The 26454-nt window shown below is 36.1% G+C and carries 23 protein-coding genes; 18 read left to right on the top strand and 5 right to left on the bottom strand.

The window, feature by feature from the left end; genetic code table 11:
* Positions 1-53 precede the first annotated feature (53 nt).
* The 4 genes from mobC to chrA all read left to right on the top strand — a co-directional run bounded on the left by mobC (position 54) and on the right by chrA (position 4338).
* Positions 54-2072 carry a conjugal transfer protein MobC gene (mobC, locus tag OZP07_RS09405; protein WP_281638143.1) on the top strand — a complete coding sequence of 673 codons (2019 nt, stop codon included), beginning with the start codon at positions 54-56 and terminating at the stop codon, positions 2070-2072.
* 220 nt (positions 2073-2292) lie between these two features.
* Positions 2293-2784, top strand: a complete 492-nt coding sequence (locus OZP07_RS09400; RefSeq protein WP_281638142.1) for a hypothetical protein — start codon at positions 2293-2295, stop codon at positions 2782-2784.
* Between the two features lie 2 nt (positions 2785-2786).
* The gene (locus tag OZP07_RS09395) at positions 2787-3224 is read left to right on the top strand and encodes a DoxX family protein (protein WP_281638141.1); all 438 of its coding nucleotides are present in this window, start codon (positions 2787-2789) and stop codon (positions 3222-3224) included.
* Positions 3208-4338, top strand: coding sequence for a chromate efflux transporter (chrA, locus tag OZP07_RS09390; RefSeq protein ID WP_281638140.1), 1131 nt, complete (start codon positions 3208-3210; stop codon positions 4336-4338). Before OZP07_RS09395 ends, chrA begins: the two co-directional genes overlap by 17 nt.
* A gap of 212 nt (positions 4339-4550) precedes the next feature.
* Here the strand turns inward: chrA and OZP07_RS09385 are convergent, their stop codons facing one another.
* Positions 4551-4958 (bottom strand): winged helix-turn-helix transcriptional regulator, encoded by a 408-nt coding sequence (locus tag OZP07_RS09385; protein WP_281638139.1) that lies wholly within the window; start codon positions 4956-4958, stop codon positions 4551-4553.
* A 113-nt stretch (positions 4959-5071) separates the two neighbouring features.
* Between OZP07_RS09385 and OZP07_RS09380 the strand changes: the two genes are divergently transcribed.
* From OZP07_RS09380 to OZP07_RS09330, 11 genes are all read left to right on the top strand, one after another.
* Positions 5072-5866 (top strand): SDR family NAD(P)-dependent oxidoreductase, encoded by a 795-nt coding sequence (locus tag OZP07_RS09380; protein WP_281638138.1) that lies wholly within the window; start codon positions 5072-5074, stop codon positions 5864-5866.
* Between the two features lie 11 nt (positions 5867-5877).
* Entirely contained in the window at positions 5878-6246 is a 369-nt protein-coding gene (locus OZP07_RS09375; RefSeq protein ID WP_281638137.1) for a DoxX family protein, read from the top strand.
* Positions 6247-6258: 12 nt separating this feature from the next.
* Positions 6259-7182: an alpha/beta fold hydrolase gene (locus tag OZP07_RS09370; protein WP_281638136.1), complete on the top strand. Its 924-nt coding sequence runs from the start codon at positions 6259-6261 to the stop codon at positions 7180-7182.
* A gap of 140 nt (positions 7183-7322) precedes the next feature.
* Positions 7323-8309, top strand: coding sequence for an MBL fold metallo-hydrolase (locus OZP07_RS09365; protein WP_281638135.1), 987 nt, complete (start codon positions 7323-7325; stop codon positions 8307-8309).
* A gap of 101 nt (positions 8310-8410) precedes the next feature.
* A complete protein-coding gene (locus tag OZP07_RS09360) occupies positions 8411-8890 on the top strand; it encodes a DinB family protein (protein ID WP_281638134.1) in 480 nt (159 codons plus the stop codon).
* Between the two features lie 44 nt (positions 8891-8934).
* Positions 8935-9321 (top strand): DUF4345 family protein, encoded by a 387-nt coding sequence (locus OZP07_RS09355; protein ID WP_281638133.1) that lies wholly within the window; start codon positions 8935-8937, stop codon positions 9319-9321.
* Positions 9322-9526: 205 nt separating this feature from the next.
* Complete coding sequence (locus OZP07_RS09350; RefSeq protein WP_281638132.1) at positions 9527-10117, top strand: TetR/AcrR family transcriptional regulator; 591 nt, start codon at positions 9527-9529, stop codon at positions 10115-10117.
* A 392-nt stretch (positions 10118-10509) separates the two neighbouring features.
* Entirely contained in the window at positions 10510-11070 is a 561-nt protein-coding gene (locus tag OZP07_RS09345) for an NAD(P)H-dependent oxidoreductase (protein WP_281638131.1), read from the top strand.
* Positions 11071-11076: 6 nt separating this feature from the next.
* Positions 11077-11448: a DoxX family protein gene (locus OZP07_RS09340; RefSeq protein WP_281638130.1), complete on the top strand. Its 372-nt coding sequence runs from the start codon at positions 11077-11079 to the stop codon at positions 11446-11448.
* Positions 11449-11580: 132 nt separating this feature from the next.
* The gene (locus tag OZP07_RS09335) at positions 11581-12453 is read left to right on the top strand and encodes an NADP-dependent oxidoreductase (protein ID WP_281638129.1); all 873 of its coding nucleotides are present in this window, start codon (positions 11581-11583) and stop codon (positions 12451-12453) included.
* Positions 12454-12521: 68 nt separating this feature from the next.
* Positions 12522-12848, top strand: coding sequence for a zinc-binding dehydrogenase (locus tag OZP07_RS09330; RefSeq protein WP_349293669.1), 327 nt, complete (start codon positions 12522-12524; stop codon positions 12846-12848).
* A gap of 426 nt (positions 12849-13274) precedes the next feature.
* Here the strand turns inward: OZP07_RS09330 and OZP07_RS09325 are convergent, their stop codons facing one another.
* Positions 13275-14168: a helix-turn-helix domain-containing protein gene (locus tag OZP07_RS09325; RefSeq protein WP_281638128.1), complete on the bottom strand. Its 894-nt coding sequence runs from the start codon at positions 14166-14168 to the stop codon at positions 13275-13277.
* Positions 14169-14300: 132 nt separating this feature from the next.
* Here OZP07_RS09325 and OZP07_RS09320 point away from each other — a divergent pair, with 132 nt between their 5' ends.
* From OZP07_RS09320 to OZP07_RS09310, 3 genes are all read left to right on the top strand, one after another.
* On the top strand, positions 14301-15356 hold the full coding sequence (locus OZP07_RS09320; RefSeq protein ID WP_281638127.1) for an efflux RND transporter periplasmic adaptor subunit: 1056 nt from the start codon (positions 14301-14303) through the stop codon (positions 15354-15356).
* 13 nt (positions 15357-15369) lie between these two features.
* Entirely contained in the window at positions 15370-18471 is a 3102-nt protein-coding gene (locus OZP07_RS09315) for an efflux RND transporter permease subunit (protein WP_281638126.1), read from the top strand.
* 76 nt (positions 18472-18547) lie between these two features.
* Entirely contained in the window at positions 18548-19894 is a 1347-nt protein-coding gene (locus tag OZP07_RS09310; protein ID WP_281638125.1) for a TolC family protein, read from the top strand.
* Between the two features lie 429 nt (positions 19895-20323).
* Here OZP07_RS09310 and OZP07_RS09305 read toward each other — a convergent pair whose 3' ends face one another.
* The 3 genes from OZP07_RS09305 to OZP07_RS22235 are packed head-to-tail and all read right to left on the bottom strand — an operon-like array spanning position 20324 to position 26155.
* Positions 20324-25735, bottom strand: coding sequence for an N-6 DNA methylase (locus tag OZP07_RS09305; protein WP_281638124.1), 5412 nt, complete (start codon positions 25733-25735; stop codon positions 20324-20326).
* Positions 25722-26045 (bottom strand): DUF1896 family protein, encoded by a 324-nt coding sequence (locus tag OZP07_RS09300; protein ID WP_432419551.1) that lies wholly within the window; start codon positions 26043-26045, stop codon positions 25722-25724. Before OZP07_RS09300 ends, OZP07_RS09305 begins: the two co-directional genes overlap by 14 nt.
* Entirely contained in the window at positions 25979-26155 is a 177-nt protein-coding gene (locus tag OZP07_RS22235) for a DUF1896 family protein (protein WP_432419550.1), read from the bottom strand. Before OZP07_RS22235 ends, OZP07_RS09300 begins: the two co-directional genes overlap by 67 nt.
* Between the last annotated feature and the right edge of the window lie 299 nt (positions 26156-26454).

Raw genomic sequence — 26454 nt, 5'->3', positions numbered from 1 at the left:
TAGCCGAGCTGCACAGTCTTTAAATTCAAGCCCGAACATTAAAAATTAAAATAATGCAGGGAGAAGATGATTTACGAGGACTTGCCAAGATTATGGCATTTATGCGGGCAGTAAGTATTCTTTTGGTACTGATGCACTTTTATTGGTTCTGCTACGGTTTCTTTATGGAACGTGGCTGGACTTTAGAAGTAATCAATAAAATATTAGGCAATTTTCAACGTACCGCCGGGCTGTTTTCGCATAGCTTATATACCAAGCTGTTTGCTTTGGTATTATTGGCACTAAGCTGTTTAGGTACAAAAGGTGTAAAGAATGAAAAAATAACCTGGTCTAAAATTTATGTGGCTTTGGGGATTGGCTTTGTTCTGTTTTTTCTGAACACACCCTTATTAAAGCTATCAATAATTACCGCTCCAATCCTTTATATCCTTACCACAGGTTTAGGTTATATCGCTTTAATGGTAGCCGGAGTTTGGATGAGCCGATTGCTCCGCACTAATCTGATGGACGATGTTTTCAATAATGAAAACGAGAGTTTCCAACAGGAAACCAAACTGATAGAAAACGAATATTCTGTCAATCTTCCTACAAAATTTTACTACAAAGGAAAATGGAACAATGGCTGGATTAACATAGTCAATCCTTTTCGGGCAACGATTGTTTTGGGAACTCCGGGTTCAGGAAAATCGTATGCAATTATCAATAATTACATCAAACAACAGATTGAAAAAGGATTTTCGATGTACATCTACGATTTCAAGTTTGATGACCTTTCTACCATTGCCTACAATCATTTATTAATGCATCAGGATAAGTATAAAGTTCAGCCCAAATTTTACGTCATCAATTTTGACGATCCACGTAAGAGTCATCGTTGTAATCCGCTTAATCCTGATTTTATGACGGACATTTCCGATGCTTACGAAGCTGCTTATACCATAATGCTGAACCTCAACAGGTCTTGGATACAGAAACAAGGGGATTTTTTTGTGGAAAGTCCAATTATACTATTGGCTGCCATTATTTGGTATCTGAAAATCTATGAAGATGGTAAGTATTGTACATTCCCACACGCCATTGAATTGCTGAATAAAAAGTATTCGGACGTATTCACAATTTTAACTTCCTATCCCGATTTGGAAAATTATTTATCCCCTTTTATGGATGCGTGGCAAAGCGGTGCGCAAGACCAATTACAGGGGCAGATTGCATCGGCAAAAATCCCTTTGTCAAGAATGATTAGCCCACAGTTGTATTGGGTAATGACGGGCGATGATTTTTCTTTAGACATCAATAACCCAGCAGCACCTAAAATTTTGTGTGTTGGTAATAATCCCGACCGCCAGAATATTTACTCCGCAGCATTGGGATTGTACAATTCAAGAATTGTAAAGCTCATCAACAAAAAAGGGCAATTAAAAAGTTCCGTAATCATAGATGAATTGCCTACGATATATTTTAGAGGGCTGGACAATCTTATCGCAACTGCCCGTAGTAATAAGGTTGCAGTTTGTTTGGGCTTTCAAGATTTTTCCCAATTAACAAGGGATTACGGAGACAAGGAAAGCAAGGTTATTCAAAATACGGTAGGTAATATTTTTAGCGGGCAAGTTGTTGGAGAAACGGCAAAAAGCCTTTCGGAGCGTTTCGGAAAAGTACTGCAGAAACGACAGAGTATAACTATTAACCGTAACGATAAATCTACTTCCATATCTACACAATTAGACAGTCTTATCCCCGCTTCCAAAATATCTACACTCACACAAGGTATATTCGTGGGCGCAGTGTCAGATAATTTTGATGAACGTATTGAGCAGAAGATTTTCCATTCTGAAATAGTAGTGGATAATGAAAAGGTTGTATCCGAGACAAAAGACTATCAGAAGTTACCGCAAATTTTATCTTTTGTAGATGCTCAAGGTAAAGACAATATGAAACAGGAAATAGAAGCCAATTATAAGCAGATAAAACGAGACATTGTTCTGATTATAGAAAGCGAATTGGAGCGGATTAAAAATGACCCCGATCTGAAACATTTGGTGCAAAAGGATAAGCACAAAGACAACGTATAAATAAGAATATATCGCAATTCCGTGAGGCATTTTTACTTCAGAAAAAACTATTTTTTGATAAATTTATAAAACATTATATTTACTACGAAGATAAGGCTCCCTTAAATTTGATGGAAATCCAACCTGATATAGGGTTAGATTAATGTCATTTTGTGGGCAGTGTAAACAAGTTTTGCAACAGCTTGATAAAAATCACAGAAATAACAAATTCTCTCTTAAAATGAAAAAATATATTCCATTAATCCTTTTACTTTTTATTGTAGTTTCTTGCAATCAACAAGCAGATAAAACTAAAGTCTTGCAAACTAAAATAGACAGTTTAGAAAATAAACTTTCCGAAACATACAAGCCCGGATTTGGAGAGTTTATGGGTAGCATACAAATTCATCACGCTAAACTTTGGTTTGCAGGAGAAAATCAAAATTGGAAATTAGCCGATTTTGAAATGAATGAAATTAAAGAAAATTTAGAAGGAATTCAAAAATATTGTTCCGACAGAACCGAAACCAAATCTATTGGAATGATTAATTTAGCAATGGATAGTTTAAGTAATTCTATTCTAAAAAAGAATAAAGAAATGTTTCAGAGAAATTACACAAATCTCACAAATTCTTGCAATTCTTGTCATCAAGCTACAGATCACGAATACAATGTAATCGTCGTTCCTAAAATTCCGCCATTTTCAAATCAAGATTTTCAAATAAAAAATTAATTATGTTGCAGAAAATAATAAATACAGATAATTCAAAAACAACCATTTTAGTACGTCTAATGGTTGGAGCAGTATTTTTTTCAGAAGGAATACAAAAATTTTTATTTCCTGAGACATTGGGCGCAGGAAGATTTGCTAAAATTGGTTTACCATCGCCAGAATTTTTAGGCAGTTTTGTTGGTTTTTTTGAAATACTTTGTGGCATATTAATCCTAATTGGACTTTTTACACGTTTGGCAAGTATTCCAATTATTATAATTATGCTGGTTGCAATCGCTACAACCAAAGCAGAAGTTCTTAAAAACGATGGTTTTTGGGAAATGCTTCACGGAAGTAGAACAGATTGGGCAATGTTATTGGGGGGAATTTTTCTTTTGATTGAAGGTGCAGGAAAATGGTCGTTTGATACCAAATTAAATAAAAATGACGGAGAAAAATAATTTAAAAGAAATAGCAAAATTATTTTTGAAACTTGGCATTATTGGTTTTGGTGGTCCAGCTGTACATATTGCGATGATGCAAGATGAAGTAGTCTTCAAAAAAAAGTGGCTAACCGAACAACATTTTCTTGACTTAATCGGAGCAACAAATTTAATTCCTGGTCCAAATAGTACAGAAATGGCTATTCACATCGGACACGAAAAAGCAGGTTGGAAAGGACTAATTACAGCGGGAATTTGTTTTATTTTTCCAGCAGTAATCATAACAGGATTTTTTGCTTGGTTATATAAAGAATATGGACAAATTCCTGAAGTAAAACCTTTTTTATATGGAATAAAACCAGCAATCATTGCAATTATTCTTTCAGCAATATTTCCGTTAGCAAAAAAATCCTTAAAAACAATTCAATTGGGAATTATTGGAGCTGTCGTTTTGATTTTTTCACTTCTAAATTACAATGAAATAGTTTTAATGTTTGGTGCAGGAATAATTGCATTATTGATTTATTATTTAAAACAGAACACGAATAAAAGTATAAATGCTTTTATTCCGTTAACTTTTTTTCAAGTTTCAAACACCAATATAATTTCTCCAACAAACCTGAATTTATTCTTAATCTTCTTAAAAATTGGTGCAATTTTATACGGAAGTGGCTATGTACTTTTCGCTTTTCTTGATGCAGAATTAGTTGCAACAGGACTTTTGTCGAGAACACAATTAATAGATGCAATCGCAGTAGGGCAATTTACGCCAGGTCCAGTTTTTTCGTCAGTAACTTTTATCGGTTACCAAATTAATGGATTTTCAGGGTCAATTATTTCAACTATTGCCATTTTTTTACCATCCTTTATTTTTGTTGCATTATTAAATCCATTGGTAAAAAAAATGCGGAATTCTAAAATGTTTTCCACCTTTTTGGATGCTGTAAATGTTGCATCAATAGCAATCATAATTTCTATATGCTTAGAAATGGGAAAGGAAACTATAATAGATTGGCGAACTATTTTAATCGCTTTATTAAGTATTATTGTAACATTTAATTACAAGAAAATTAATAGTGCTTTTATAGTTTTAGGCGGTTCACTAGTAGGGTATCTTTTGACTTTAATTTAGGTTTTAAAGGTTTTAATTTGCATCAAGAAGTTCAAAAGAAACTTAAAAGCCTGTAAGCACTTGTTTTTACAGGCTTTTTGATGGTGCATCAAGACCATAATTCTAAACCCTTATACTTATTGAATTTTACGGTTCGAACCCTTTAATATTTTTTACTTAAATTCAAAAAATTGAATAGCATGTATGCTTTTTTAAACTGGACATAATTAGTATCAACTTTGGAGCATTTTGGTAAAACTTTCTATAAAACCAACCTTGTCTTTTTTTACCATTTCAAGCATTTCTCTAATCTCGTCTGGAATTGTTCCATGTTTTTCAAACCAAAGATGAATTTCTATTAAAACTGGGAGTAAATCTATTCCTTTTGGGGTTAATCGGTACAACACTTTGGCTTTACTTGTGGGGTGTTCTAATTTTTCGATTACTTTATTTTCTTCTAAAGTAACCAATCTATTGGCTAAAATATTGGTAGCAATTCCTTCTGCCGACTTCAGAAAATCGCCATAAGTGCACTCTTTTTTAAATAATAAATCCCTAATTATCAAGAACGACCATTTGTCGCCAAACACGTCTAAAGTGCAGCTAATAGGGCAATCGGATCTTTTTTTTGTTGTTTTCATAAAAAAAAATTAAAAATATTTTTAAAATCACTTGCAAATAACAAGTGAATGTGTTTATCTTTGTACTTGCAAAACGCAAGCAAATTTATAAATTAATTTTTAAATACAATAAAATGAAACAAAATATTTTAGTTACCGGAGCATCATCAGGGTTTGGATTATTAATTGCTAACCAATTGCATCAAAGCGGATACAATGTAATAGGCACCAGCCGAAACCCAAGTAAAACCCAAGTCCCTTTCAAAATGGTTGCTTTAGACCTTGATTCAGACGAGTCAATAAATACCTTGCCTGAAAGACTTTTTAAAGAAATTGGCAAGTTAGATGTTTTGATTAACAATGCGGGATTTTTGGTCAATGGTATTGCAGAAGAAATTCCGATAGAATTAGGCCGAAAACAATTTGAAACTAACTTTTGGGGAACTATCAAAGTCACAAATTCAATTTTACCTTATTTTAGAAAACAAAAATCGGGAAAAATCATAACTGTTGGCTCTATCACTGGGCTAGTTGCTTTTCCGAGTACTTCTTATTATGCCGCTTCTAAACATGCTTTAGAAGGGTATTACAAAGCATTGCGCTATGAATTAACAGAGTTTAACATTCGTGTAGCCATGATTGAACCAGGTTCTTTCAAAACAAACATTATGTCTAATGCATCTACAACCGTAAATAAAATTGAAGATTACAACTCTTTAAGAGCGAAAAGCCAAAAATATGCTGATTTTATAGTTGCTCAAGGAGAGGATGCTTCTAAAGTTGCAACAAAAGTGCTTAAAGTTGTTGAAACAGACAAACCTAAATTTAGAAACTTGGTTGGAAAAGGCTTATCGGTATTGGTTAATTTACAACATTTTGCGTATGGGTTTTTAGAGAAAACAATACTTAAACAATTAAATAACGCTTAAATTTTATCAAAATGAAAAAAGATAAAATTATCTATTGGGTATCAACTGGTTTGTTAGGTTTAACCATGTTAATGAGTGCTTACATGTATGTTACTGACCCAAAAATGGAAGAAGGATTTAAGCATTTAGGCTACTCTGATGCTTTTAGAATAGAGCTTGCTATAGCCAAAGTCATTGGTGTTCTTGTTTTACTTATTCCGGTTTTTTCGAGTAAAATAAAAGAATGGGCGTATGCTGGTTTTGGCATTACGTTTATCATGGCAACCATTGCTCATTATGCAGCAAACGACCCTATAAATATTGTAGCAATGCCTGTTTTTTTTATGATACCGCTCATCATTTCAAATATTTATTTTTCTAAAACAAAATCAACTCTTTAAGATATAAACAAAATGAAAAAAATATTTCTGCTAACAATTTTAACGTTAGCTACACTATTAAAATCAAATGCTCAAAGCGATAGTGCCAAATATGCCTACGCCACCGTTCCTACTCAATTTGTAGAAGCCAACGGAATCAAATTTGCCTACCGCTCTTATGGCAAAACAGGCGATATACCGGTAGTGTATTTTAATCACTTAACGGCAAACCTTGATAATTGCGACCCAAGAATTATGGACGCCATAGCGGCTGAACGTCAAATTATTTCTTTTGATTACAGAGGTGTAGGTGCTACAACAGGCAAACAAGGCAAAAGCATTGCTGATATGGCCAAAGATGCTATTGCCTTTATTCACGCCTTGGGTTACAAACAAGTAGATATTGTTGCGTTCTCAATGGGTGGTTTTATTACTCAAGAATTACTTTTGGTAGAACCCACTTTGGCTCGTAAAATCATTCTTGCAGGTACAGGCCCTAGAGGCGGTGCAGGCGTGAGCGATGTGGTTGGTTTGACTTATAAAGATATTTTCAAAGGGATATTTTCATTCAGAGACCCTAAATTTTATTTATTCTTTACCCAAAATAAAGAAGGTAAAGTAGCCGCCAAAGATTTCTTGAAAAGATTAAAAGAAAGATCTGAAAATAGAGACAAAAGTGTAAAATTGAGCGTACTCAAAGCACAACTCAAAGCCATTGAAGCTTGGGGACATGAAACTCCTGCTGATTTAAGCGTTTTTAAACATCCAGTATTAGTAGCCAATGGCGACAATGATAGAATGGTACCGACACCCAATTCGTATGATTTGGCAAAGCGTTTCCCCAATGCCGAACCTGTTGTAATTTATCCTAATTCTGGGCATGGTGGTATATTTCAATATCACGAAGAATTTCTAAAAAAAGTAATTCCATTTTTAACAAAAAAGGCAACTATTTAGGCTGTATTTATATTTTTCAATTGCCTCTAGCTTTAGCTGTAGGCACATGGGCATGATTGTACTGAAACCATTACTTTTGTAAAAAACGGAAAGAAAGTTAAATAAGACACCGACAATTCTTAATAAATAACTAGCATAAAATGGCACTAAAAAAATTCAATACCGATTTAAAATTTATTAAAGAAAATTGGAAAGGGAATGAACTCAACCCCAAGGGACTGTACACCAACTTGCACGGCGACCACATTAATAGTTTCAAAGAAGTATTGAAATGGCAGACGAATAAGAGCCCAATAACCAAACTTAAAAAAAATCAAGTTTCGCCACTTTCTTGGCAACTAATTGATAAAATTAGGGATAAAAGTGTGAATGCCATAATTCCGGTAGGCCACGCTTGTTTTATTATTGATTTGAATGGTACTCGATTGTTGATAGACCCCGTAATTACTGAAAATAGGTTTTTAAAACGCTATACCAAAGTGCCTTTTGAAATACCCGATTTGAATAATGTAGATTACCTGCTACTTTCTCACAATCATCGGGATCATATTGATAAAGAAAGTATTCTGCAATTGTGTGCATACAATCCCTCGGCAATTATACTAACAGGTTTAGAAATTGGAAAAATATTGAAAAGTTGGGGTGTAAAAAATGAAATTCAAGAAGCAGGTTGGTTTCAACAGTTTAACACCTCAAATAACATTAGTATTGATTATCTGCCAAGTCAGCATTGGTCAAGAAGATGGCTAACCGATACCAACAAAAATCTTTGGGGAGGTTTTATGATTAAGGATAAAAAGGCAGACAAAACCATTTTCTTTGCTGGCGATAGTGGCTACGCACAGCACTTTGCCGAGATTGGCAAAGACTATACTATTGACATTGCTATGATAGGCGTTGGTGCCTATGAACCACAATGGTTTATGAAATATGCTCATACCGGCCCTAGTGAAGCAATTAGGGCATTCAAAGATTTAAAAGCCAAAAAATGGATTCCGATGCACTATGGCACTTTTGACTTGAGTGACGAACCCGTTTATTATCCTGAACAAATACTAAAAGAGAAACATAAAAATGAGCTTTCTTCTATTATTTGGATGCATATTGGCCAGCGTATTAGTATTTGAAACAAATAATAATGAGAGCGAATCATCATCCAAAATAAATTGAAAAACATTTGATTCATCATAAAAAAGTAATTTTAGATGACAACTTTAAATAACAAAAAATGGAAAACGAAATCATATATAAAATCGTACTCGATACATTTAGCAGTACTATTAAAAGAGCCTCAAAACTAATTGAAAGTTTTTCAGACGAGCAATTATCTCAAGAAGTTTCAGCTTCAAAAAACACAGGGCATTATTTATTGGGGCATCTTATTGCAGTGCATGATAACATGTTGCCTCTACTAGGATTTGGCGAAAGTTTATACCCCGAACTGCTAGAGATATTTGTCAAAAACCCTGACAAATCAGAACTGCCCAAACCAAGTATAGAGCAATTAAGAACCCAATGGAATGAGGTCAATAATACAGTACTATCTCAATTAAAATCGCTCACGCCAACACAATGGTTAGCAAAACATACAGCAGTATCTGATGAAGATTTTGCAAAAGAACCGCATCGAAATAAATTGAATGTGGTTTTGAGTAGGACCAATCACCTATCCTATCATTTAGGACAAATAGGGTTATTGAAAAATTAAAAACACATAAGACAAAAATATTTCAAGTAAAAAAAATACAATTGATGAAAAAATTAATAAACATTTTAGTTGTAGTCAATATCATATCGATATTACTTTTAGGATTTAAAAATATGTTTTTCCCATCAGATACAGTAGCATTGTATGGTGTGGATTTGAATAGTATTCTGGCTCACAATACCTTCCGTGGTGCCATCAGCGGTACACTTGTAGCCATCGGATTTATGCTAATTACAGGATTGCTAACCAAAAACAAAACTTGGTACCAATCGGCACTAATGCTCATAACAGTCGTTTTTTTTGGTAGAATATACAGTGTTATCGTTGATGGCTGGTCAAGTGCAATACTGCCACCACTAGTGGTAGAAATTATTTCTATGACAATATTGTACTTTGCATCTAGGCAATCAAAAACTTCTGAAAAATTTTAAAGGTTAATGCCGAAAAAAACATTAGCAGTAACGTATTACAATTAAACGCATAAAAAATATTTTGTCTTATTTAAAAATAAAACAAAAAAACACTTGCGTATTGAAAGTGAATACTATATCTTTGCCCGTATAATTCACTTACTAAAAAAATAGTGTTATAAAATAAACTTTTTGGTTTATTTTTACAATTCAAAAAAGTAATGTGATGATGACAAAAGCAGAAAGAACAAAACAGTTTATAATAGAAACAGCAGCACCTATTTATAACCAAAAAGGTATTTCAGGGACAAATATTGATGATGTTCTTGAGGCTACAAAATTGACAAAAGGCTGTCTTTATGGCCATTTTGAAAACAAAGAAGCACTTTCGTTACAGGTTGTTAGCTACATGATAGAGTCTAACGGCATTGCTTTGATGGCATTGATTAGCAAAGAGAAAACCGCAAAAGGAAAAATATTTGCTTATTTTGATTTTTATAAAGACCCTTTGCAAATGCATATCAAAGGTGGTTGTCCTTTAATGAACCTTGCGGTAGAAGCTGATGATAATTTTCCGTATATTAAAGAGAAAATAGGAGAAACCTTTAAGCAAAGTCAAAATGTTTTTGTTGAAATATTAAAACAAGGCATTCAAGATGGAGAATTTAGCCAAGACTTGCAGCCTGATATTTATGCTTTTAAAGCGCAATCTGCCATTGAAGGAGCCATTGTTATCTGCCGTTGCATGAATACAGCACAACCGATGCGTGGATTGATAAAAAGTTTAAAAATGGAATTAACTAATTATTCAAATTAGTTTTTTTTTCAACCAAAAATATACTTTTTAGTCTATTTTAAATCGATTTTCAATTTTAATAAATTTAAGTAATCATTAAAAACCCGACATAAAATAGACTAAAAAGTCTAAAATAAGTTAAAAATCAAAACAATGAAACAAACTTGCCTACAAAACTTTTGAAAATTCAATCATAAAAGATAGTGTAACTGCTCAGGTACTAAGATTCTAAGATACAAGGCACTAAGACTAAAACCTAGTATCGATTAATGCTTTTTATTTTACCAAAATCATTATTTAAAAAACAAAATATCCCTGTAGCTTTTATTATCAAGTTCTTAGCCTCTTAGAAACTTAGTTTCTTAGTACCTGAGGAGTAACAAAATAGTAACAAATTTAAAATCTAAAATAAAATGAAACATTTAATTATTTTTTCGCACTTAAACCCTGCTAGTTTTACAAAAGCAATTGTAGATGAAGTAGCAACAAAAGCCACAGCCAAAGGCGATGAAGTACAAATTATTGACTTATATGGCGAAGGCTTTAATCCTGTTTTGGCAATGCCCGACATTGAATTTATGTTTATGGGCAAAGAAATGCCAACTGATATTCAGAAATATCAAGAAGCAATTACTTGGGCAGACCATTTGACCATTGTTTACCCTATGTGGTGGTCACAAATGCCAGCGATGTTAAAAGGGTTTATTGATAGAGTATTTTCGCATGGATTTGCTTTTCAGATTACCGAAAATGGCCCTGTAGGCTTATTAAAAGGAAAAACAGCTCACGTATATATCAACATGAATACACCAACGGCTGTTTATGAAGAAACTCTTATGCTCACAGCACAGCTCAGAACCATCGAAGTAGGTATTTTTGAATTTTGTGGTATCAAAACAGAAACAACTTTCTTCGGAAATGTAATAAGCGGAACTGATGAATTAAGAAAAGGTTATTTAGAAACCATAAAATAATTTAGGATGAAGAAGGACAAAATCATTTATTGGGTAACTACAAGTTTAATTAGCATAGGTTCATTACTTGCTGTTTATTGGTATTTTACGGATACAAAAATTGTAGAATCATATAAGCACTTTGGATTTCCTGATTATTTTAGAGTTCAAGTTGGGATTTCAAAACTAATCGGAGCAATAGTTTTAATGGCTCCATTTTTTTCCGCAAAAGTAAAAGAATGGGCTTATGCAGGATTTGGAATCTTATATATTTCGGCTGCTATCATACATTATGTAGTAGGAGACCCAACAGCAAATGTTATTGTGCCTTTGATAAACCTTGTCATTCTTGCAATTTCAAATTTCTATTTTTCAAAATTAAATTCAATTAATAAATAAAAGAAAGCATTTCAAATAAAAAAATACAGCAAGACCGAAAAATTACATCTTATAGAAGTTGCCGAACCCATTGCAAAAGCAAATGAAGTCTTGGTGCAAATTCACGCAGCGGGTGTCAATTTATTAGATTCAATGATTAAAAAGGGCGAATTCAAGCTCTTTTTACCCTATAAAACCCCGCTCATCAATGGGCACGATATGGCAGGAACTGTAGTTAAAGTAGGTTCTGGCGTTAAAAATTTCAAAGTTGGCGACGAAGTCTATTCAAGAGTAGCAGATTATAGAATTGGTACTTTTGCGGAATATATCGCCGTAAATGAAACTGACTTGGCACTAAAACCCAAAAACCTTTCGATGGAAGAAGCCGCTTCTATTCCGTTGGTCGGACTTACGGTTTGGCAAGCAATTGTTGAAATGGCAAATATCAAAAAAGGACAAAAAGTGTTCATTCAGGCTGGTTCAGGCGGTGTGGGTACATTTGCGATTCAATTTGCCAAACATTTGGGAGCCTTTGTAGCTACAACCACCAGCGAAAAAAATATAGCTTTAGTCAAAAGTCTCGGAGCCGATGTAATTATTGACTACAAAACCGAAGATTTTGAAACCAAATTAAAAAACTATGATTTGGTTTTGCACAGCAATCGTGATCCAAAAATTCTCGAAAAATCATTACGCATTCTAAAACCTGGTGGGCAATTAATTTCTTTAGTAGGGCCACCAACACCAGAATTTGCTGCTGAAATTGGCTTGCCTTGGTATTTAAAATTGTTAATTAAATTGATAAGTTCTAAAGCAAGAAAACAAGCCAAAAAACAAAATGTAGCTTTTAAATTCTTGTTTATGAGAGCCGAAGGCAATCAATTGGGTGAAATAACAAAATTAATTGAAGCAGGAATCATTAAACCTGTTATTGACAAAGTATTTCCATTTGAACAAACCAATGAAGCTATGGCTTATGTAGAAACAGGTAGATCGAAAGGGAAGGTTGTCATAAAAATTAAATAAGCTATAAAATGAGAACAATAATTTACAATTTGTAGATAGTACAAAACCAACTATTGCATTAAGTTTCAATTGATGTTGATTTTGTATTAGACACACTTGGTGGCGATACTATTTTAAAATCATTAGACATAACAAAACAAGGCGGAACAATTGTTTCCATTGCCTCTAGTAGTCTATCTGCTGAAGAAGTTGAAAAAGCAAAAGCAAAAAATGTTGATTTATCCTTTTTGCTTGTAGCCTCATCAGGAGATGATATGTTGCAACTTGCTCAATTAATGGAAAAAGGAATACTGAAATCACACGTTTCCAAAACATTCTCTTTTGATGAAATGCGTGAAGCACATTCTTATTTAGAAAAAGACCGAACTGTTGGCAAAATCGCAGTCAATATGTAAGAATAGTACAATACTAAACGGCTAAAGGGAGTACGACAAATTTTCTTTTTTATTGGTCCCAAAAATAGTTAAAACTATGTACTTTAGTGCATTTCGCTTTTAGCTTCTAAAAAATTTTCAAACCGCAAATTCGCAAATTTTAAAATATTAGTTATAGAAATAATTTGCGAATTTGCGGTAAATATTCGTAATACAGCTTGCAGACTTTCAGTCTGACAAACCGAAACTATGGACTTTGAGTCCATAATGGTTTATTTTTTTTAGACTTGATTAGCTGATATAATCTGCGGAATCTGCGTGCAAATTTAGGCATACAGATTCTGCAGATTTTTTTTGAAACGGAAATTTGTCGTGCTATCAGCAGCTAATAATTAAATTAGAATTGATTTTATATAGACATTCAGAAAATATCAGAAGCATTTTGCGTTATTGTACTCTGTATTGCATTGGTGTCATTCCAACCCTTTTTTTAAAGTAGGTTCCAAAAAAAGAAGCGTTTGCAAAATTTAATTCGTCGGCTATTTGTGCTACGGTCATCTCAGTGCTTTTTATCATTGCCTTAGAGGCCATAATCACCATCTCGTCTATCCATTCCAAAATAGGCTTTCCACTTACTTCATTTATAACTTTTGAAAAATGTTTGGGAGTCAAATATAAATTATCTGCATAGAATTTAATGCTTCTCTCGGTCTTGTAATGATCGAATAATAATGTCATAAACTTCATATAGAGTTCTTGTTTTCTATTGGCAGGTACATTGGTTTTGTTTGCAGAAGATATATCATAAATCTGAAGAATTTGATAACTAAGAGCATACAAAAGATTTTTGATAACATCCTCTCTGTACGCAACAGGTTTTTCATATTGTTTGATAATGAGTCCGTGTATAGTCAAAAGTTCTTCAAAAACGGCAGTTTCTAATTTTAGGCTAGCCTGTTCCTCAACAGCTTTTATAATATTCCCCAACTGTATTGTCAACCGCATATTGGAAATAAAATCGAACGTAAAAAAGAGAAATTCAATTCTCAAGTCAGTACTTTGTTCTAGTACATGGATAATATTATTAGGCACAGCAACTAGCAGTGTGTTTTCCTGTACCTCGTGTTCTATAAGGTTAATTCTTATTCGTGCTTTTCCCTGTACACAAAAGACAAAAGCAATCCCCTCAATAATATGGGGATAGTCAAAATTTAAAGCATGCTCTTGAAGTGTAGTTGGTTTTTTCGAAATTATAAAATCATCGGTCTGTGTAACCACATTAAGATTTACCTGATGGGCAAAGTGTTCAATAGAGATTTTTCCAAAATTTCCGTTTTTCATAATCATTTTGACTTTTTTGTTATTCAAAACAACAAAAATACGACATTTTGAACACTATTGAAGAATAATTGGTCTTACCTAAACGCTTTCTTATGTTGAATTTTGTACTCGACATCAAATAACAAAAAAATTATGACCAACGTTTATTCACATCCAGTAAAGTATATCTGTGCTATATCCTTTGCATTAACAGTTTTATCCTGTGCTAAAAATCAGGAAGACCAAAACAGAACAAAAGAGATCCTCGTTAAAACACTACAAGTTACTTGTGCGAAAAGTGCTAACGGACAAGAATATGTTGGTACGATTGAAAGTGACAATGCAGTTGATGTCAGTTTTTTAGTACCAGGCAATATTGAAGAGATGCACGTAAGCGAAGGACAAAAAGTAACTAAAGGACAATTACTCGCATCGCTTAATACGGCCAGTTTAAAAAGTGCAAATGAGGTCTCTAAGGCCACACTAAAACAGGCTGAAGATGCTTACAAACGTATGTCTGCTATGTATGAAAGCAAGAGTCTTCCTGAAATTCAATACATAGATGCAAAAACAAAACTAGAGCAAGCAAGAGCAGGTGATGCGATAGCCCATAAGAACTTCAAAGACGGCAAAATCTATGCCCTACAATCTGGAGTCGTTGGGAAGCGTTACCTGGAACCTGGAACTAACGTAATGCCTGGAATGCCAGTTTATAATATTATGGATATTGGAAGTGTAAAAGTCAAGATTGCCATTCCGGAGGGTGAAATTTCAGGTGTTACGATAGGAGATAAATGTGAAGTAATGATTTCAGCACTAGACAACGAAACTTTTAATGGAAAGGTGCTGGAAAAAGGTGTTTTTGCTAATCCTACCTCCCATACTTATGATATTAAAGTGAAAATAAATAACGTAACAGGTAAAATCATGCCTGGTATGGTCTGCAGAACGTATCTCAACACTATAAAAAGGGAAGGCAGTAACAGTATTGTCGTACCTATAAAGTCCGTACAGGTAGACTTTTCAGGTAAGAGATTTGTATGGGTAAAAGACAAACAAGGAAAAGCGGCCTATAAAGAAGTTTCTTTAGGCAATCTTTCAGAAAATGGAGTCCATATTACTAAAGGTTTACAAGAAGGAGAAGAACTGATTGTAGAGGGGTATCAAAATATCAGTATAGGGACACCCGTATCTGTACAAAAAAACTAAAAAATTACAGGAAATGAAAGAAGAAAAAGGACTCATAGCCCTGGCTATAAAGTATAATAAAATTGTACTGTTACTTATTGGTACATTATTACTGTTCGGGATTTTTGCCCTGTTCAAAATGCCAAAACAGGAATTTCCCATCTTTACCATTAGACAAGGAGTGGTGGTCGGCGCATATCCAGGTGCCACCTCCGCAGAAGTGGAGGAACAACTGGCAAAGCCTTTGGAAAAATTTCTTTTCACCTACAAAGAAGTTAAAAAATCCAAAACATATTCTCTGTCCAGAGATGGAATAGTGTATGTATTTGTAGAACTAAACGATGAGGTAAGCAACAAAGACGAAGTATGGTCAAAAATCAAACACGGCCTTGCCAATTTTAAGATGCAGTTGCCTTCCGGGGTAGTTGCACTGGTTGCCAATGATGATTTCGGAGATACTTCTGCTTTGCTTATTGCTTTAGAATCGGATACAAAAACGTATCGTCAACTGAAGGAATATCTAGAAACGTTGGAAAATAAATTGCGAAGTGTTGAATCGGTATCAAATCTTCGTCGTTACGGAGTTCAGAACGAACAGCTTAGTATCTATATCGATAAAGAAAAAGTGGCCAGCTACAGTATCAATATTTACAGTTTGTACCAAACATTGCTTACCAAAGGTATGATTGGCCCCTCGGGTGTAATTGACAACGATCAAATGGTTGTGCCCATTCACATAGCGAGACCCTTTTCTTCCGAAAGGCAGTTAGAGGAGCAAATCGTTTATTCTGATGAAAAAGGGAATCATATACGACTAAAGGATGTTGCCAAAGTTGTACGTGAATACCCAAAAGCCTCCAGTTACACTATTAGCAATAATAAAAAATGTTTAATTCTTTCTACCGAAATGCGTGAGGGATACAATATTGTTCAATATGGAAAAGATGTCGATGTTATATTAAAGGATTTTGAAAAAACACTACCTGATGATGTAAAAATTTACCGAATAGCCGACCAGCCACAGGTAGTCGATGCTTCTATCAAGACATTTTTAGAAGAACTTGGTATTGCCATCATAGCGGTTATATTGGTTATTGTAGCATTTCTTCCGCTGCGTGTCGCTGGAGTTGCTGCATCAACTATTCCAATTACCATTTTTATATCTCTGGGCATTATGTTCTCAGTAGGCATTGAGCTTAATACAGTAACTCTTGCCGCACTTATTGTTGTGCTTGGGATGATTGTAGATAATTCGATTGTAATCTTGGATAGTTATCTGGAGAAGATTGATGAAGGTGTACAACGCAAACAAGCCGCTATAGAGAGTGCCAAAGAATACTTTAAAGCTATTTTTTCGGCCACATTAGCCATTGGGGTTACATTTTTTCCGTTTTTGATAACTTTTACAGGTCAGATGTATGACTTCTTGAGTGCCTTTCCTTGGACAATTCTAATCACATTGTTGATTTCTCTAGCCGTTGCTGTTTTGCTGGTACCTTATTTTCAGTATGCATTTATTAAAAAAGGAATGCATCAGGCGGTGGGTGAAAAGCGAAATAAATCCTTTATGGATTACATCCAATCTTTCTATGATAGTGTCCTTGCCAAAGTATTTCAATTCCCAAAAATAACATTCGCTATAGGGATAGCATTCGTTGTAATTGGAATTGTAATGTTTGTAAATCTTCCGCTTAAGATCATGCCTACCGCAGAGCGTAACCAGTTTGCAGTAGAGATATTCCTGCCTCAGGCAAGTTCACTGGCTCAGACAGAAGTAGTAGCAAAAGACCTTGCTAAAGAATTAGGAGTTGATAACCGTATAAAATCAATAACTACGTTTATGGGAACAGGTTCTCCAAGGTTTCATACAACGTACGCTCCAAAAATTGGAGGTCCAAATTTTGCACAATTTATAGTCAATACCGTATCAAGTAAGGCAACTATAGAACTCCTTGATGAATATACCGCAAAGTATGCACATCATTATCCTCAGGCTTATGTAAAATTCAAACAGCTTGATTACCAAGCAGGCGTGGATGCAGATATTGAAGTAAGACTCAGTGCGGACAGTATTTCGGATTTGAAAGAAGCTGCAGGTAAATTGCAATCTGAAATCAAGAAATTAGATACACCTCTAAGAATTTATACCAACTATGAAGAAATCCTTCCTGATGTAAATATTGCTTTGCATCCTGTTGAATCAAATCGATTGGGAATCAATGAAGGGCTCTTAGGAATAGGCTTGACGTCAAGGTTTGGAGGTCTGCCTATTACAACAGTATGGGAGGGCGACTATAATATACCAGTAGTGCTTAAATCAAAATGGAAGGACAAAGATCCCAAAGTTTCGGATGTTGCTAATGAATATATCTCAGGTTTGTTCTCTCCAGCAGTTCCACTTCGTCAAGTAGCTGCAATTAGCAATGGATGGCACGAAGGACAGATTGTTCGCCGAAATGGCGTGCGTACTTTATCTGTTTATGTGGATCTCAAAAGAGGTGTAAAAGCAGGTAACACCCAAGGGAAGATTGAGGACCTGGTAAAAGGAATGTCTAAGGAAATGGGTAGCAAAAATATTACCGTTTCTTACGGAGGTATCAAAGAAAATACCGAAGAGACAATGCCAAAAATAGTAGCTGGACTATTTATTTCAGTGGGGATTATTTTCTTCATTCTTGTTTTTCACTTTAAAAATGTGAGTCTTGCCTCGCTTGTCTTTGCTTCAACATCGTTCAGTTTTTTTGGTGCCGCTTTTGGGCTTTGGCTAATGGACATGGAATTTAGTATGACAGCAGTGCTTGGCCTTGTAAGTTTGATAGGTATTATTGTTAGAAATGGTATTATCATGTTCGATTATATAGAAGAACTGCGATCTCATTCGAAAATGCCTGTATTGCAAGCTTGTTTAGAAGCTGGAAAAAGAAGGATGCGACCAATATTGCTGACTTCACTTGCGGCATCAATGGGAGTTATTCCGATGATTATAGGTAAGAGTCCGCTTTGGGGCCCTATGGGTACGGTTATTTTCTTTGGAACCTTAATCTCTATGGTATTTATCTTGACCATGCTACCTCTTATTTATTGGATGGCATACAAAAATCAAGACAAAGAAGTAGAAGAGATTGCCGTTTCGTAAATCGGAATAGCTGCCCAAATAAAAAAGTACCCCTATTTAAAAGCTTCTCTATCGAAATAAATAAAATTAAAATTCAATGAAAAAAATAAATTTAATTGTAATCATTCTGTGCATGTCTATTGGTGTAAATGCACAGAAACACCTGACTTTAGAGCAGGTTAGGTCGCTCGCGCTACAAAATAACACTAAGGTAAAAAACAGCCTGATTGATATCGATGCCGCTACCGAAACTAAAAAAGAGGCCTATACGAATTACTTCCCAAAAGTGAGTGCTTCGGCTATTGCCATGCAGGCTCTGGATCCGTTGCTGGAAATGAACATGAAAGGGGGTAATCTTCCAGTGTATGACGGTAATCCTGCTAATCTTGCAGGTGCTACACAGTTTGCTTATATGCCAGACGTAAATATTGGATTGTTTAACCAAATGGGTTTAGGTTATCTCAATATAGTGCAACCGGTATATGCAGGAGGCAAAATAAAGACAGGCAACCAACTAGCCCAATTGAATATCGAGGTAAAAGAAAAGCAACACAAGCTGTCCGAAAACGAAATTTTGCTTAAAACAGAGCAAGAATACTGGCTGGCAATTGCCATTGGTGAGAAACAAAAAACGCTCGACAGTTATATCACATTTCTTGATATTCTTTACAAACAGGTTGGCAATGCTTATAAAAACGGAGTCATTATAAAAAATGATTTGTTAAAAGTCAGCATCAAACAGCAGGAATTACAGGTCAATAAAATAAAATTAAACAATGCCAAAAAACTGATGCTAATGCAACTGTGCCAGACTATTGGCATGGATTACAAACCCGAAATAGTTCTTGATGACAAATTTGACGACCTTTCTTTGCCAAAAACTTATTTTGTATCCAATCAGGAGGTGCTACCCAGTAGAATGGAATATCAGCTACTTGAAAAAATGGTTACAGGAACCAAGCTGGAAACTCAAATGAAGAAGGCGGACTATATGCCAAATTTAGGAATAGGTGTTACGGGTTATTATCTTGACCAATTGAGCGGTGCACAAAATGGTTCTTTAAATGGAATGGCGTATGCTTCTTTGTCTGTACCTATTTCTGATTGGTGGGGTAGAAAACATAAGCTTAAAGAGTTAAAATTCAAGGAAGAAATGGCTAAAAATATTTTTTCGGACAATAAAGGATTATTAAACCTTCAGATGGAAAAAGCATGGACAGACCTGAGCGAAGCAGATGATAAAATACGATTAATAACGGAAACATTAGTGCAGACAACAGAAAATTTAAGGGTAAACCAGGACGGTTACAATAATGGTCTTATACAACTCTCTGATTTACTGGAAGCCATAGCATTGAAAGCAGAAACAGAGGACAAGCTCATTGAGGCAAAAAATCAGTACAGAATTGCAATTACAAACTATCTACAGGTCACGGCAAGGTAAATTTGCTGACTGATTATAAAGTAGGCCGATTAGTATGACAAAGCTATTATTTTTTCAAAATTGAAATCGCAACAAGATGATTTACAATTTTATATCAAGGTCAGAAAATCGGCAAATTTTTGGTTTGCGTACTTTTTCTCAAAATCAAAAACGTAATCATGAGTTAGAATGTACTTACCAAATTCGGACTTTTAGTAATCAAAATATATCTTTTGCTATTGATGGGGCTTACTTTATAGCTGGTAATTATGTGAAAGAAACTGGAAAGCTTAACATTCTGATTTATATAGGTATATCTCTATTAAGCGAGCTGCCATTTGTAAAAAAGTGAAATAATAATACATTTTGATTCACGCTTACAATGTTCCAATTGAGTGGACAAAGAAAAGAACCAAATGTAGTGTATACTTTTACACATTAGAATACTCTTCAAGGTAAATGAATACCTTTTATCCCTACAATATCCTCCGAATTGTTTGGAGTTTGTTCCTGTTTTTCGCTCTGCTCCACAGCTTCTTCTTTCGCTTCTGGAGTAATTGACAACTGTATCTTTCTCTCAACGCCAGCCAATTCTGTTTTAAGTTCGCTCAATCTATTTTCTTTAGACCAGGTACGAACCACCAATTCCTGAAGTATAGGCAGATCTTTTTGAGTTTCGGTAATCTTCTTTTGTTCCTGGTTAATGTAGCTGGGCAGTTTTTCCAACGCCTTCAGAAAGTTCAATGAAGCGGTGTCAGGGTCTTTTGCTACTAAACCGTTGTTGTAGGTGTATTTGATATTGCCTTCGCCCTGTATCAAAAATCGGTTTACGCTTATATCCATACCCTCTTTTTCGGATATTTCAGTTTTGACCAACAACGTAAATCCATACAGGCTTCCTATTTCTTCATACTGACCTCCAGTGCGGGCTTTGTCGGCAAGCTGGTTGAGCTTAGCACCGATTTGTTTTATATCTGCATTGGGCGATAAACCGTCCAGCAAAACAGGATTTTCGATAGTCCCGTCCGAACGCTTTTGTATGCGCTTTTGTAAATTCCCCCAGTCAAGGTGCATTCGGTTACAACGGGATTGCGCACTTTCTAGCAGTTCCGTAAAGTCTTGCAATTTATATTTGGCACTGAACTTAGAACGATTGAATGCCTGTTTTTCGCTTTCTAATCCAGCAATCTGTTTTTCCAATTTTGCTTTATCCAGCAGATCTGTATTGCCTGATAGGATAGCCACATATTCAGAAAAATTCATTCCCGATTTTTCGTCCATACTGCCTTCATCAATGGTTCGCTTTCCTAGATTGTTGGTTTTTAGCTGGTCAATAAAAAGCTGTTTATTGTACAGCAGGTTGAACTTATAACTATCTAATGATTTTTCTACGGCATAGATAATGACATCTACTTTGTTGTCTGCAAAATGTTTTGCAATTTCATTGCCTTTGCGTACAGCCCTTCCGTCACGTTGGGCAAGGTCGCTGGGTCTCCACGGAGTATCCAAATGATGAACCGCAACGGCTCTTTTCTGTGCGTTTACACCTGTTCCTAGCATACTTGTAGAACCGAAGAGCACACGAATTTTACCCTCGTTCATCCCTTTGATAAGCTCTTTACGTTGCTTGTCTGTTTTGGCTTCTTGTATAAAGCGGACTTCATGTGCAGGGATGTCATGGTCTTCCACGAGCTTACATTTGATTTCGGAGTACACATTCCATTCGTTTGATTTGTAGGTTCCTAAATCAGAGAAAACGAACTGCGTTCCTTTCTGTGCACTGTATTGGTTGTAATATTTGGCAATATTTTTTGCACAATGCGAAGCCTTGTTGTCGGGATGGTCTTCATATATTGCACTTACCATCCGCATATCCAAAGACATTTTTCGGGCATAATCTGTAGCGATGAGCATCTTTGCTTTTTCTTCACTTTGTGACAATGGAGGTCTTCCGAGCAATTCGCCATTCCCAGTTTTGGCAAATTCCATCAGCTTTTGGATAAATACAGCTTGATCTGGTGTAGGCGGTATGTTATACAATATTTCATTTTTATTTGGGCGGTCAATGCCTATATCTTTTGCCGTCCTGTAATCAGTAATTTCGGAATAGAACTGAGCCAGTTCCGGCACTTTGATAAAGTATCTGAAACGCTCTTTTGCGACGATATTATTAGCCACAGAAAATTCATAATCGGTCGTTTTTCTTGCATAGATAGCTGCCCAGGCATCAAAAGAATGAATGCCCTGTTTTTCCATTGCTCTTGGTCGCAGGTATTTGAACAGCAAGTACAGCTCTGTTAATGAGTTACTGATAGTAGTTCCCGACAGAAAGGTTGCTCCCATATCCGCATTTGTACGTTCCTGAATGGTACGGATAGCAAAGAGCAGGTTCATTGCTTTTTGGCTTCCGTCCACATTTCCCAATCCAGCAACCCTTGTATGCCTTGTGTTGAACATTAGGTTTTTAAATTGGTGGCTTTCGTCCACAAATAAATGGTCTATGCCCATCATCTTAAAATCCACCACGTCATCTTTGCGATTTTCAATATCGTGTTGCAGGGTTTTGAGTTTGACTTCGAGGTTTTCTTTCCGCTTGATTACTCCGGCAAGCATGCCTCTGGTCACTTCCTTGCCTTGCGATTGCAGGGCATCGAGATTACGCTCTACGCTGTCCAGTTCTATTTCCAGGATTTCCTTTTGCATTTCGGGCGATTGTGGTATCATTCCGAATTGGTCGTGTGTCAGAATAACACAATCCCAATCGTTGTTTTTAATATCCCCAAAAATCCTCAGGCGTTTTTGGGGCGTAAAATCTTCTTTGCCCGGAAACAGAATTTTAGCGTGTGGATAGGCAGTACGGTAGGCTTCGGCAATTTCGTGAACATTGCTTTTCAGTCCTATAACCATTGGCTTGTGGGCTAATCCCAAACGTTTCATTTCCTGTGATGCGGTACACATCACAAGGGTTTTTCCTGCGCCTACTTCGTGGTCACAGATAGCTCCATTGTTCAACTTTATCATCCAAACGGTGTCCTTTTGGCTGGAATACAGGTCTTCAATACCGAGTACTTTACGGTCTAATCCTGGAAAATCCTGATGTATTCCGTCATAGTTCGGTCGGACAAAACAGTTAAACGTATCGTTGTATTGGTCGGTCAGCCTGTTTTTAAACTCATCGCTTTGGGCGTGAAGCCAATCGGTAAAAGCGGAACGGATTTCGTCAATCTTGGTGTTTGCCATTTGTATAGCCTCCATATCCCGCACTTTAACCTCTTGGTCGCCAATTCTGATTTTTTTGGTAATGTCTGGTGTAGTATTGACAAGGGCGTGTTTGAGCAGGGAAATTCCGTCAAAGGTTCTGCTTTCTGCTTTGACAGCGTATTTTTCCCATATATGAACATTCTTCTGGTCGCACTTTACAGAAAAGTCATCAGCACTTTCGGAATAATGGATGGCTACTTCTGCATCAAAAAGATGTGAAGCAAAACGGGCATAAATCCCTGTGGATATCCAGCGTTCGCCCAAATTAAAATCCAGTTCTTCAAATTCGATACGTCTTGGTCGGGCTTCTTCCAAAACCGTAAGGCTTGCCTTGGCTTGGCTATCATCGGAATTGTTTTCGAGATAGACTTTGACCGCTTCGGCTTTTTCAACCACATTCCCTGCAATCCAGCGTTCGGATATTTCATGTTCCTTTTGCAAAGGATTGTAGAAAATACGACCGTGTAAGGCTTCTTTCAAAGCATCGTCCGTCATACTGCTGATTTCGGACATATAGTACAAATTCACGCTTCCGTATTTGTTCAGTGAAGCTACTAATGCTTCTTCGGGATTGTCTGTTGCTAATGTTATGGTAGAAAAACTTACAGGACGGCTGAATATATCCGCCTTGTGTACCACGCCACCAACAACACGCTCCAAATAAGGGATTTCCTTACCAGAACTGTCTGTTTTAATCAATTTGGCATTATCGGCACTGTTGAGATTGCCATACCTTTTGACAAAGGCATCGTATAAACGGTTAAAGTTTTCTCTTTCTTCCTTATATTCGGTCTTAAACTTCGCCTCTTTATTATAAAGCTCTTGGTAAACATCACGTACTCCGATATACGCTTCGGCTCTTGCTTTTTGCAAAGACGGTAACTGCAAAGGATGGAAAACCGCCGTACCAGCAGATGTATCTACATCTTGCAAATGACCTACCCAATCCTTATCCAAGACAAGGCAATCGTTACGATAGAACGGTTGCAATTCGCGACTATAAGGAGCAGGTTCAGGAATGGTGTTGGGAATGACTGGCTTATCAGATCGGGCATTCCCGTTGCTACTCGAAAACAGGTCGCCGATAGCTTCTTGTTTTTTGTCATTGTTTAATGTACTTCCGTTAGTAATTCTATTTGTAACTGGAGGTGTATAAGTTTGTTGCATCCCATTGAACAGGTCGGTTTGGCGACCTATTGCACGGTTGATTTTTTTAGTGCTTTGCCTTTTAACTTGTGTCACTCTTTTGGTTGGAGCAAGAAACATTATAGGCTCGCCCGCATTTTCAAACAGGTCAAAAATGCTTAACTGTTTAAATTCCTGTGGGCTTTCCGGAATGATTACGGGAATGGGTACAGGTTGCGGTTTTTGCTGAATGATTAAAGGTTCGATAACCGGAGGTGTAACCTTTGGTTCAATCGGAATTTGTATTATAGGCTCATTGTTCCGTTCGCCTTTGTATAAATTCAAATTCAGATGCTTGCCAAAATCTTCGGAAAGCATTTGTTTGAGGTCTTTAGCAATTCCGTCAACGCCGACTTTATGTGTATAAATTAAGGCAGGCTGACCGTAAGGGTCGGTATCTAATTTTCGGTGGGTATGCACAATCCTTGTACTGTCCTGAAAGAGTGCATTGCTTGGAGTATCGTATTCCGTTCGGTTGCTTTGGCAAAACAGATCTTCCCTTTCGGTCAGACTTTGTTTTACTGTGTTCTTTTGCAGTATAATCAAATCACTGCCAACCTCCGTACCTGCATATTCTGTAAACAGGTTGTTAGGCAATCGGATAACTGAAACTAAATTGTTATCCTGCATCAACGCCCTGCGTATCGGTTCGTTCTTGGGGCTATTCAGAATACCCTGTGAAGTAATATAAGTCAACAAACCGCCCTCACGGAGCATATCAGCACCTTTCAGAAAGAAGTAATTATGTATGCTTCGGGAAGCCTGTACTTTTGCCGTGTCTTTGCTTCGGGAATAAGAAAGGTCAAATATAGAAGTGTCGCCAAAAGGAATATTGCTGGCAATTACATCATAGCTGTTTTGTTCCTTTTCGGGTATTTCCTCAAAACCACTTACACGGATATTGTTTTCGGGATAAAGCTGTTTTAAAATCTTGCCTGTCAGCAAATCCTTTTCATAGGCGGTCACACTGGCTTTTTGGTTTTCTGAAAAGGATTGTACGAATGAGCCAATACCTGCGGAGGGTTCGAGGAATTTTTGAATATTCAGACCGCTTTCACGCAAGGTTGCGGAAATCGCATCTATAATCTGGGGCGGTGTATAAAAAGCCGTCAGTACAGAGCTTTTCATACTATCTACATACCTGCGGTATTGTTTTTCGTCTTCGGAATTTTCTTTGAGTAGCTGGTGGAGTTCCTGCGTGAGTGGAAAAAGGTCATGTTCGGTTTTTCTCCAATTATTGATGTCTATTTCGCTCGCTATGGGGTTCAGCACGAATTTAAGACCGCCAAATCCGCTATATTGCATCATTAGCAGTCTTTCGCCTACGGTGGCTTGGCGTTTCTCCTTTTCCAGTTTAAAAGCAATTCGCAGGGCATCAATGTTCTGTTGGAGATGTTGCTTTTTACTGAAGCCCATTTTCGGCTATCCATATTGCGATGGTTCCCGTTATTTCGGTATAGAGCAGGGCAAACTCATAACCGTATGCGAAATCATCGGTTAGTTCATAGTTGGAGAAAACAAGTTCACAAACAGGGAACATTTTCAGTGCAAATGGTCGCAATTCCTCGTCTGCCATTATGGTATCAAACTCATTACAGACTACCTGAAAAACGGTGTCAAATTTGAAGAAATACAAGCCCTCAAAAAGTATGTAATTGGCTATTTCGTTGCATTGCTCAATAGGATTTCCCGAACGAAAAGCATCCTCGTAGGCATTGGCACCCACAAGGAACGTTCCTCAATAAATTTCTGGTCGTTTGCTTTTTCAGGGAAGCTGGTGTTTAATAATTCTTGCAGTCGTAATCTGAAATACGATAGGTCTTTATGTGTATCCATACTCTATTTTGTTTAGAATTTTGTCTGAAACCTAAAATTAGAGCAGGAATTGAGAGCTTTTGAAGAAGTGGTAGGGTTTGGCGTTGAAAGGCAGATTTTGACGAGATAAACAGGTAGAGGCAAAATTAATTTGTATTTTTGAGCATTAAGTTTTGGGCATATACAATATAAGCATTGCGTTTATTTATGAGTTGTGCGACAGCTATAACGAAAGAAAACGCTAAAAAAATCGATTTTAGATTAACTATTTTAGATTTCAGATTTGTTGGAGTTGAAAAGTAAAACTTGAAAAATAGAAA

Origin of the sequence: Flavobacterium marginilacus (assembly GCF_026870155.1) — a bacterium.
Taxonomy (GTDB): Bacteria; Bacteroidota; Bacteroidia; order Flavobacteriales; family Flavobacteriaceae; genus Flavobacterium; species Flavobacterium marginilacus.
This window is presented reverse-complemented; position numbering and strand designations above follow the sequence as displayed.

Coding starts and splice junctions, on each gene's coding strand:
- mobC (WP_281638143.1), top strand. CDS start 54: ATGCAGGGAGAAGATGATTTACGAGGACTTGCCAAGATTATGGCATTT.
- OZP07_RS09400 (WP_281638142.1), top strand. CDS start 2,293: ATGAAAAAATATATTCCATTAATCCTTTTACTTTTTATTGTAGTTTCT.
- OZP07_RS09395 (WP_281638141.1), top strand. CDS start 2,787: ATGTTGCAGAAAATAATAAATACAGATAATTCAAAAACAACCATTTTA.
- chrA (WP_281638140.1), top strand. CDS start 3,208: ATGACGGAGAAAAATAATTTAAAAGAAATAGCAAAATTATTTTTGAAA.
- OZP07_RS09385 (WP_281638139.1), bottom strand. CDS start 4,958: ATGAAAACAACAAAAAAAAGATCCGATTGCCCTATTAGCTGCACTTTA.
- OZP07_RS09380 (WP_281638138.1), top strand. CDS start 5,072: ATGAAACAAAATATTTTAGTTACCGGAGCATCATCAGGGTTTGGATTA.
- OZP07_RS09375 (WP_281638137.1), top strand. CDS start 5,878: ATGAAAAAAGATAAAATTATCTATTGGGTATCAACTGGTTTGTTAGGT.
- OZP07_RS09370 (WP_281638136.1), top strand. CDS start 6,259: ATGAAAAAAATATTTCTGCTAACAATTTTAACGTTAGCTACACTATTA.
- OZP07_RS09365 (WP_281638135.1), top strand. CDS start 7,323: ATGGCACTAAAAAAATTCAATACCGATTTAAAATTTATTAAAGAAAAT.
- OZP07_RS09360 (WP_281638134.1), top strand. CDS start 8,411: ATGGAAAACGAAATCATATATAAAATCGTACTCGATACATTTAGCAGT.
- OZP07_RS09355 (WP_281638133.1), top strand. CDS start 8,935: ATGAAAAAATTAATAAACATTTTAGTTGTAGTCAATATCATATCGATA.
- OZP07_RS09350 (WP_281638132.1), top strand. CDS start 9,527: ATGATGACAAAAGCAGAAAGAACAAAACAGTTTATAATAGAAACAGCA.
- OZP07_RS09345 (WP_281638131.1), top strand. CDS start 10,510: ATGAAACATTTAATTATTTTTTCGCACTTAAACCCTGCTAGTTTTACA.
- OZP07_RS09340 (WP_281638130.1), top strand. CDS start 11,077: ATGAAGAAGGACAAAATCATTTATTGGGTAACTACAAGTTTAATTAGC.
- OZP07_RS09335 (WP_281638129.1), top strand. CDS start 11,581: ATGATTAAAAAGGGCGAATTCAAGCTCTTTTTACCCTATAAAACCCCG.
- OZP07_RS09325 (WP_281638128.1), bottom strand. CDS start 14,168: ATGAAAAACGGAAATTTTGGAAAAATCTCTATTGAACACTTTGCCCAT.
- OZP07_RS09320 (WP_281638127.1), top strand. CDS start 14,301: ATGACCAACGTTTATTCACATCCAGTAAAGTATATCTGTGCTATATCC.
- OZP07_RS09315 (WP_281638126.1), top strand. CDS start 15,370: ATGAAAGAAGAAAAAGGACTCATAGCCCTGGCTATAAAGTATAATAAA.
- OZP07_RS09310 (WP_281638125.1), top strand. CDS start 18,548: ATGAAAAAAATAAATTTAATTGTAATCATTCTGTGCATGTCTATTGGT.
- OZP07_RS09305 (WP_281638124.1), bottom strand. CDS start 25,735: ATGGGCTTCAGTAAAAAGCAACATCTCCAACAGAACATTGATGCCCTG.
- OZP07_RS22235 (WP_432419550.1), bottom strand. CDS start 26,155: ATGGATACACATAAAGACCTATCGTATTTCAGATTACGACTGCAAGAA.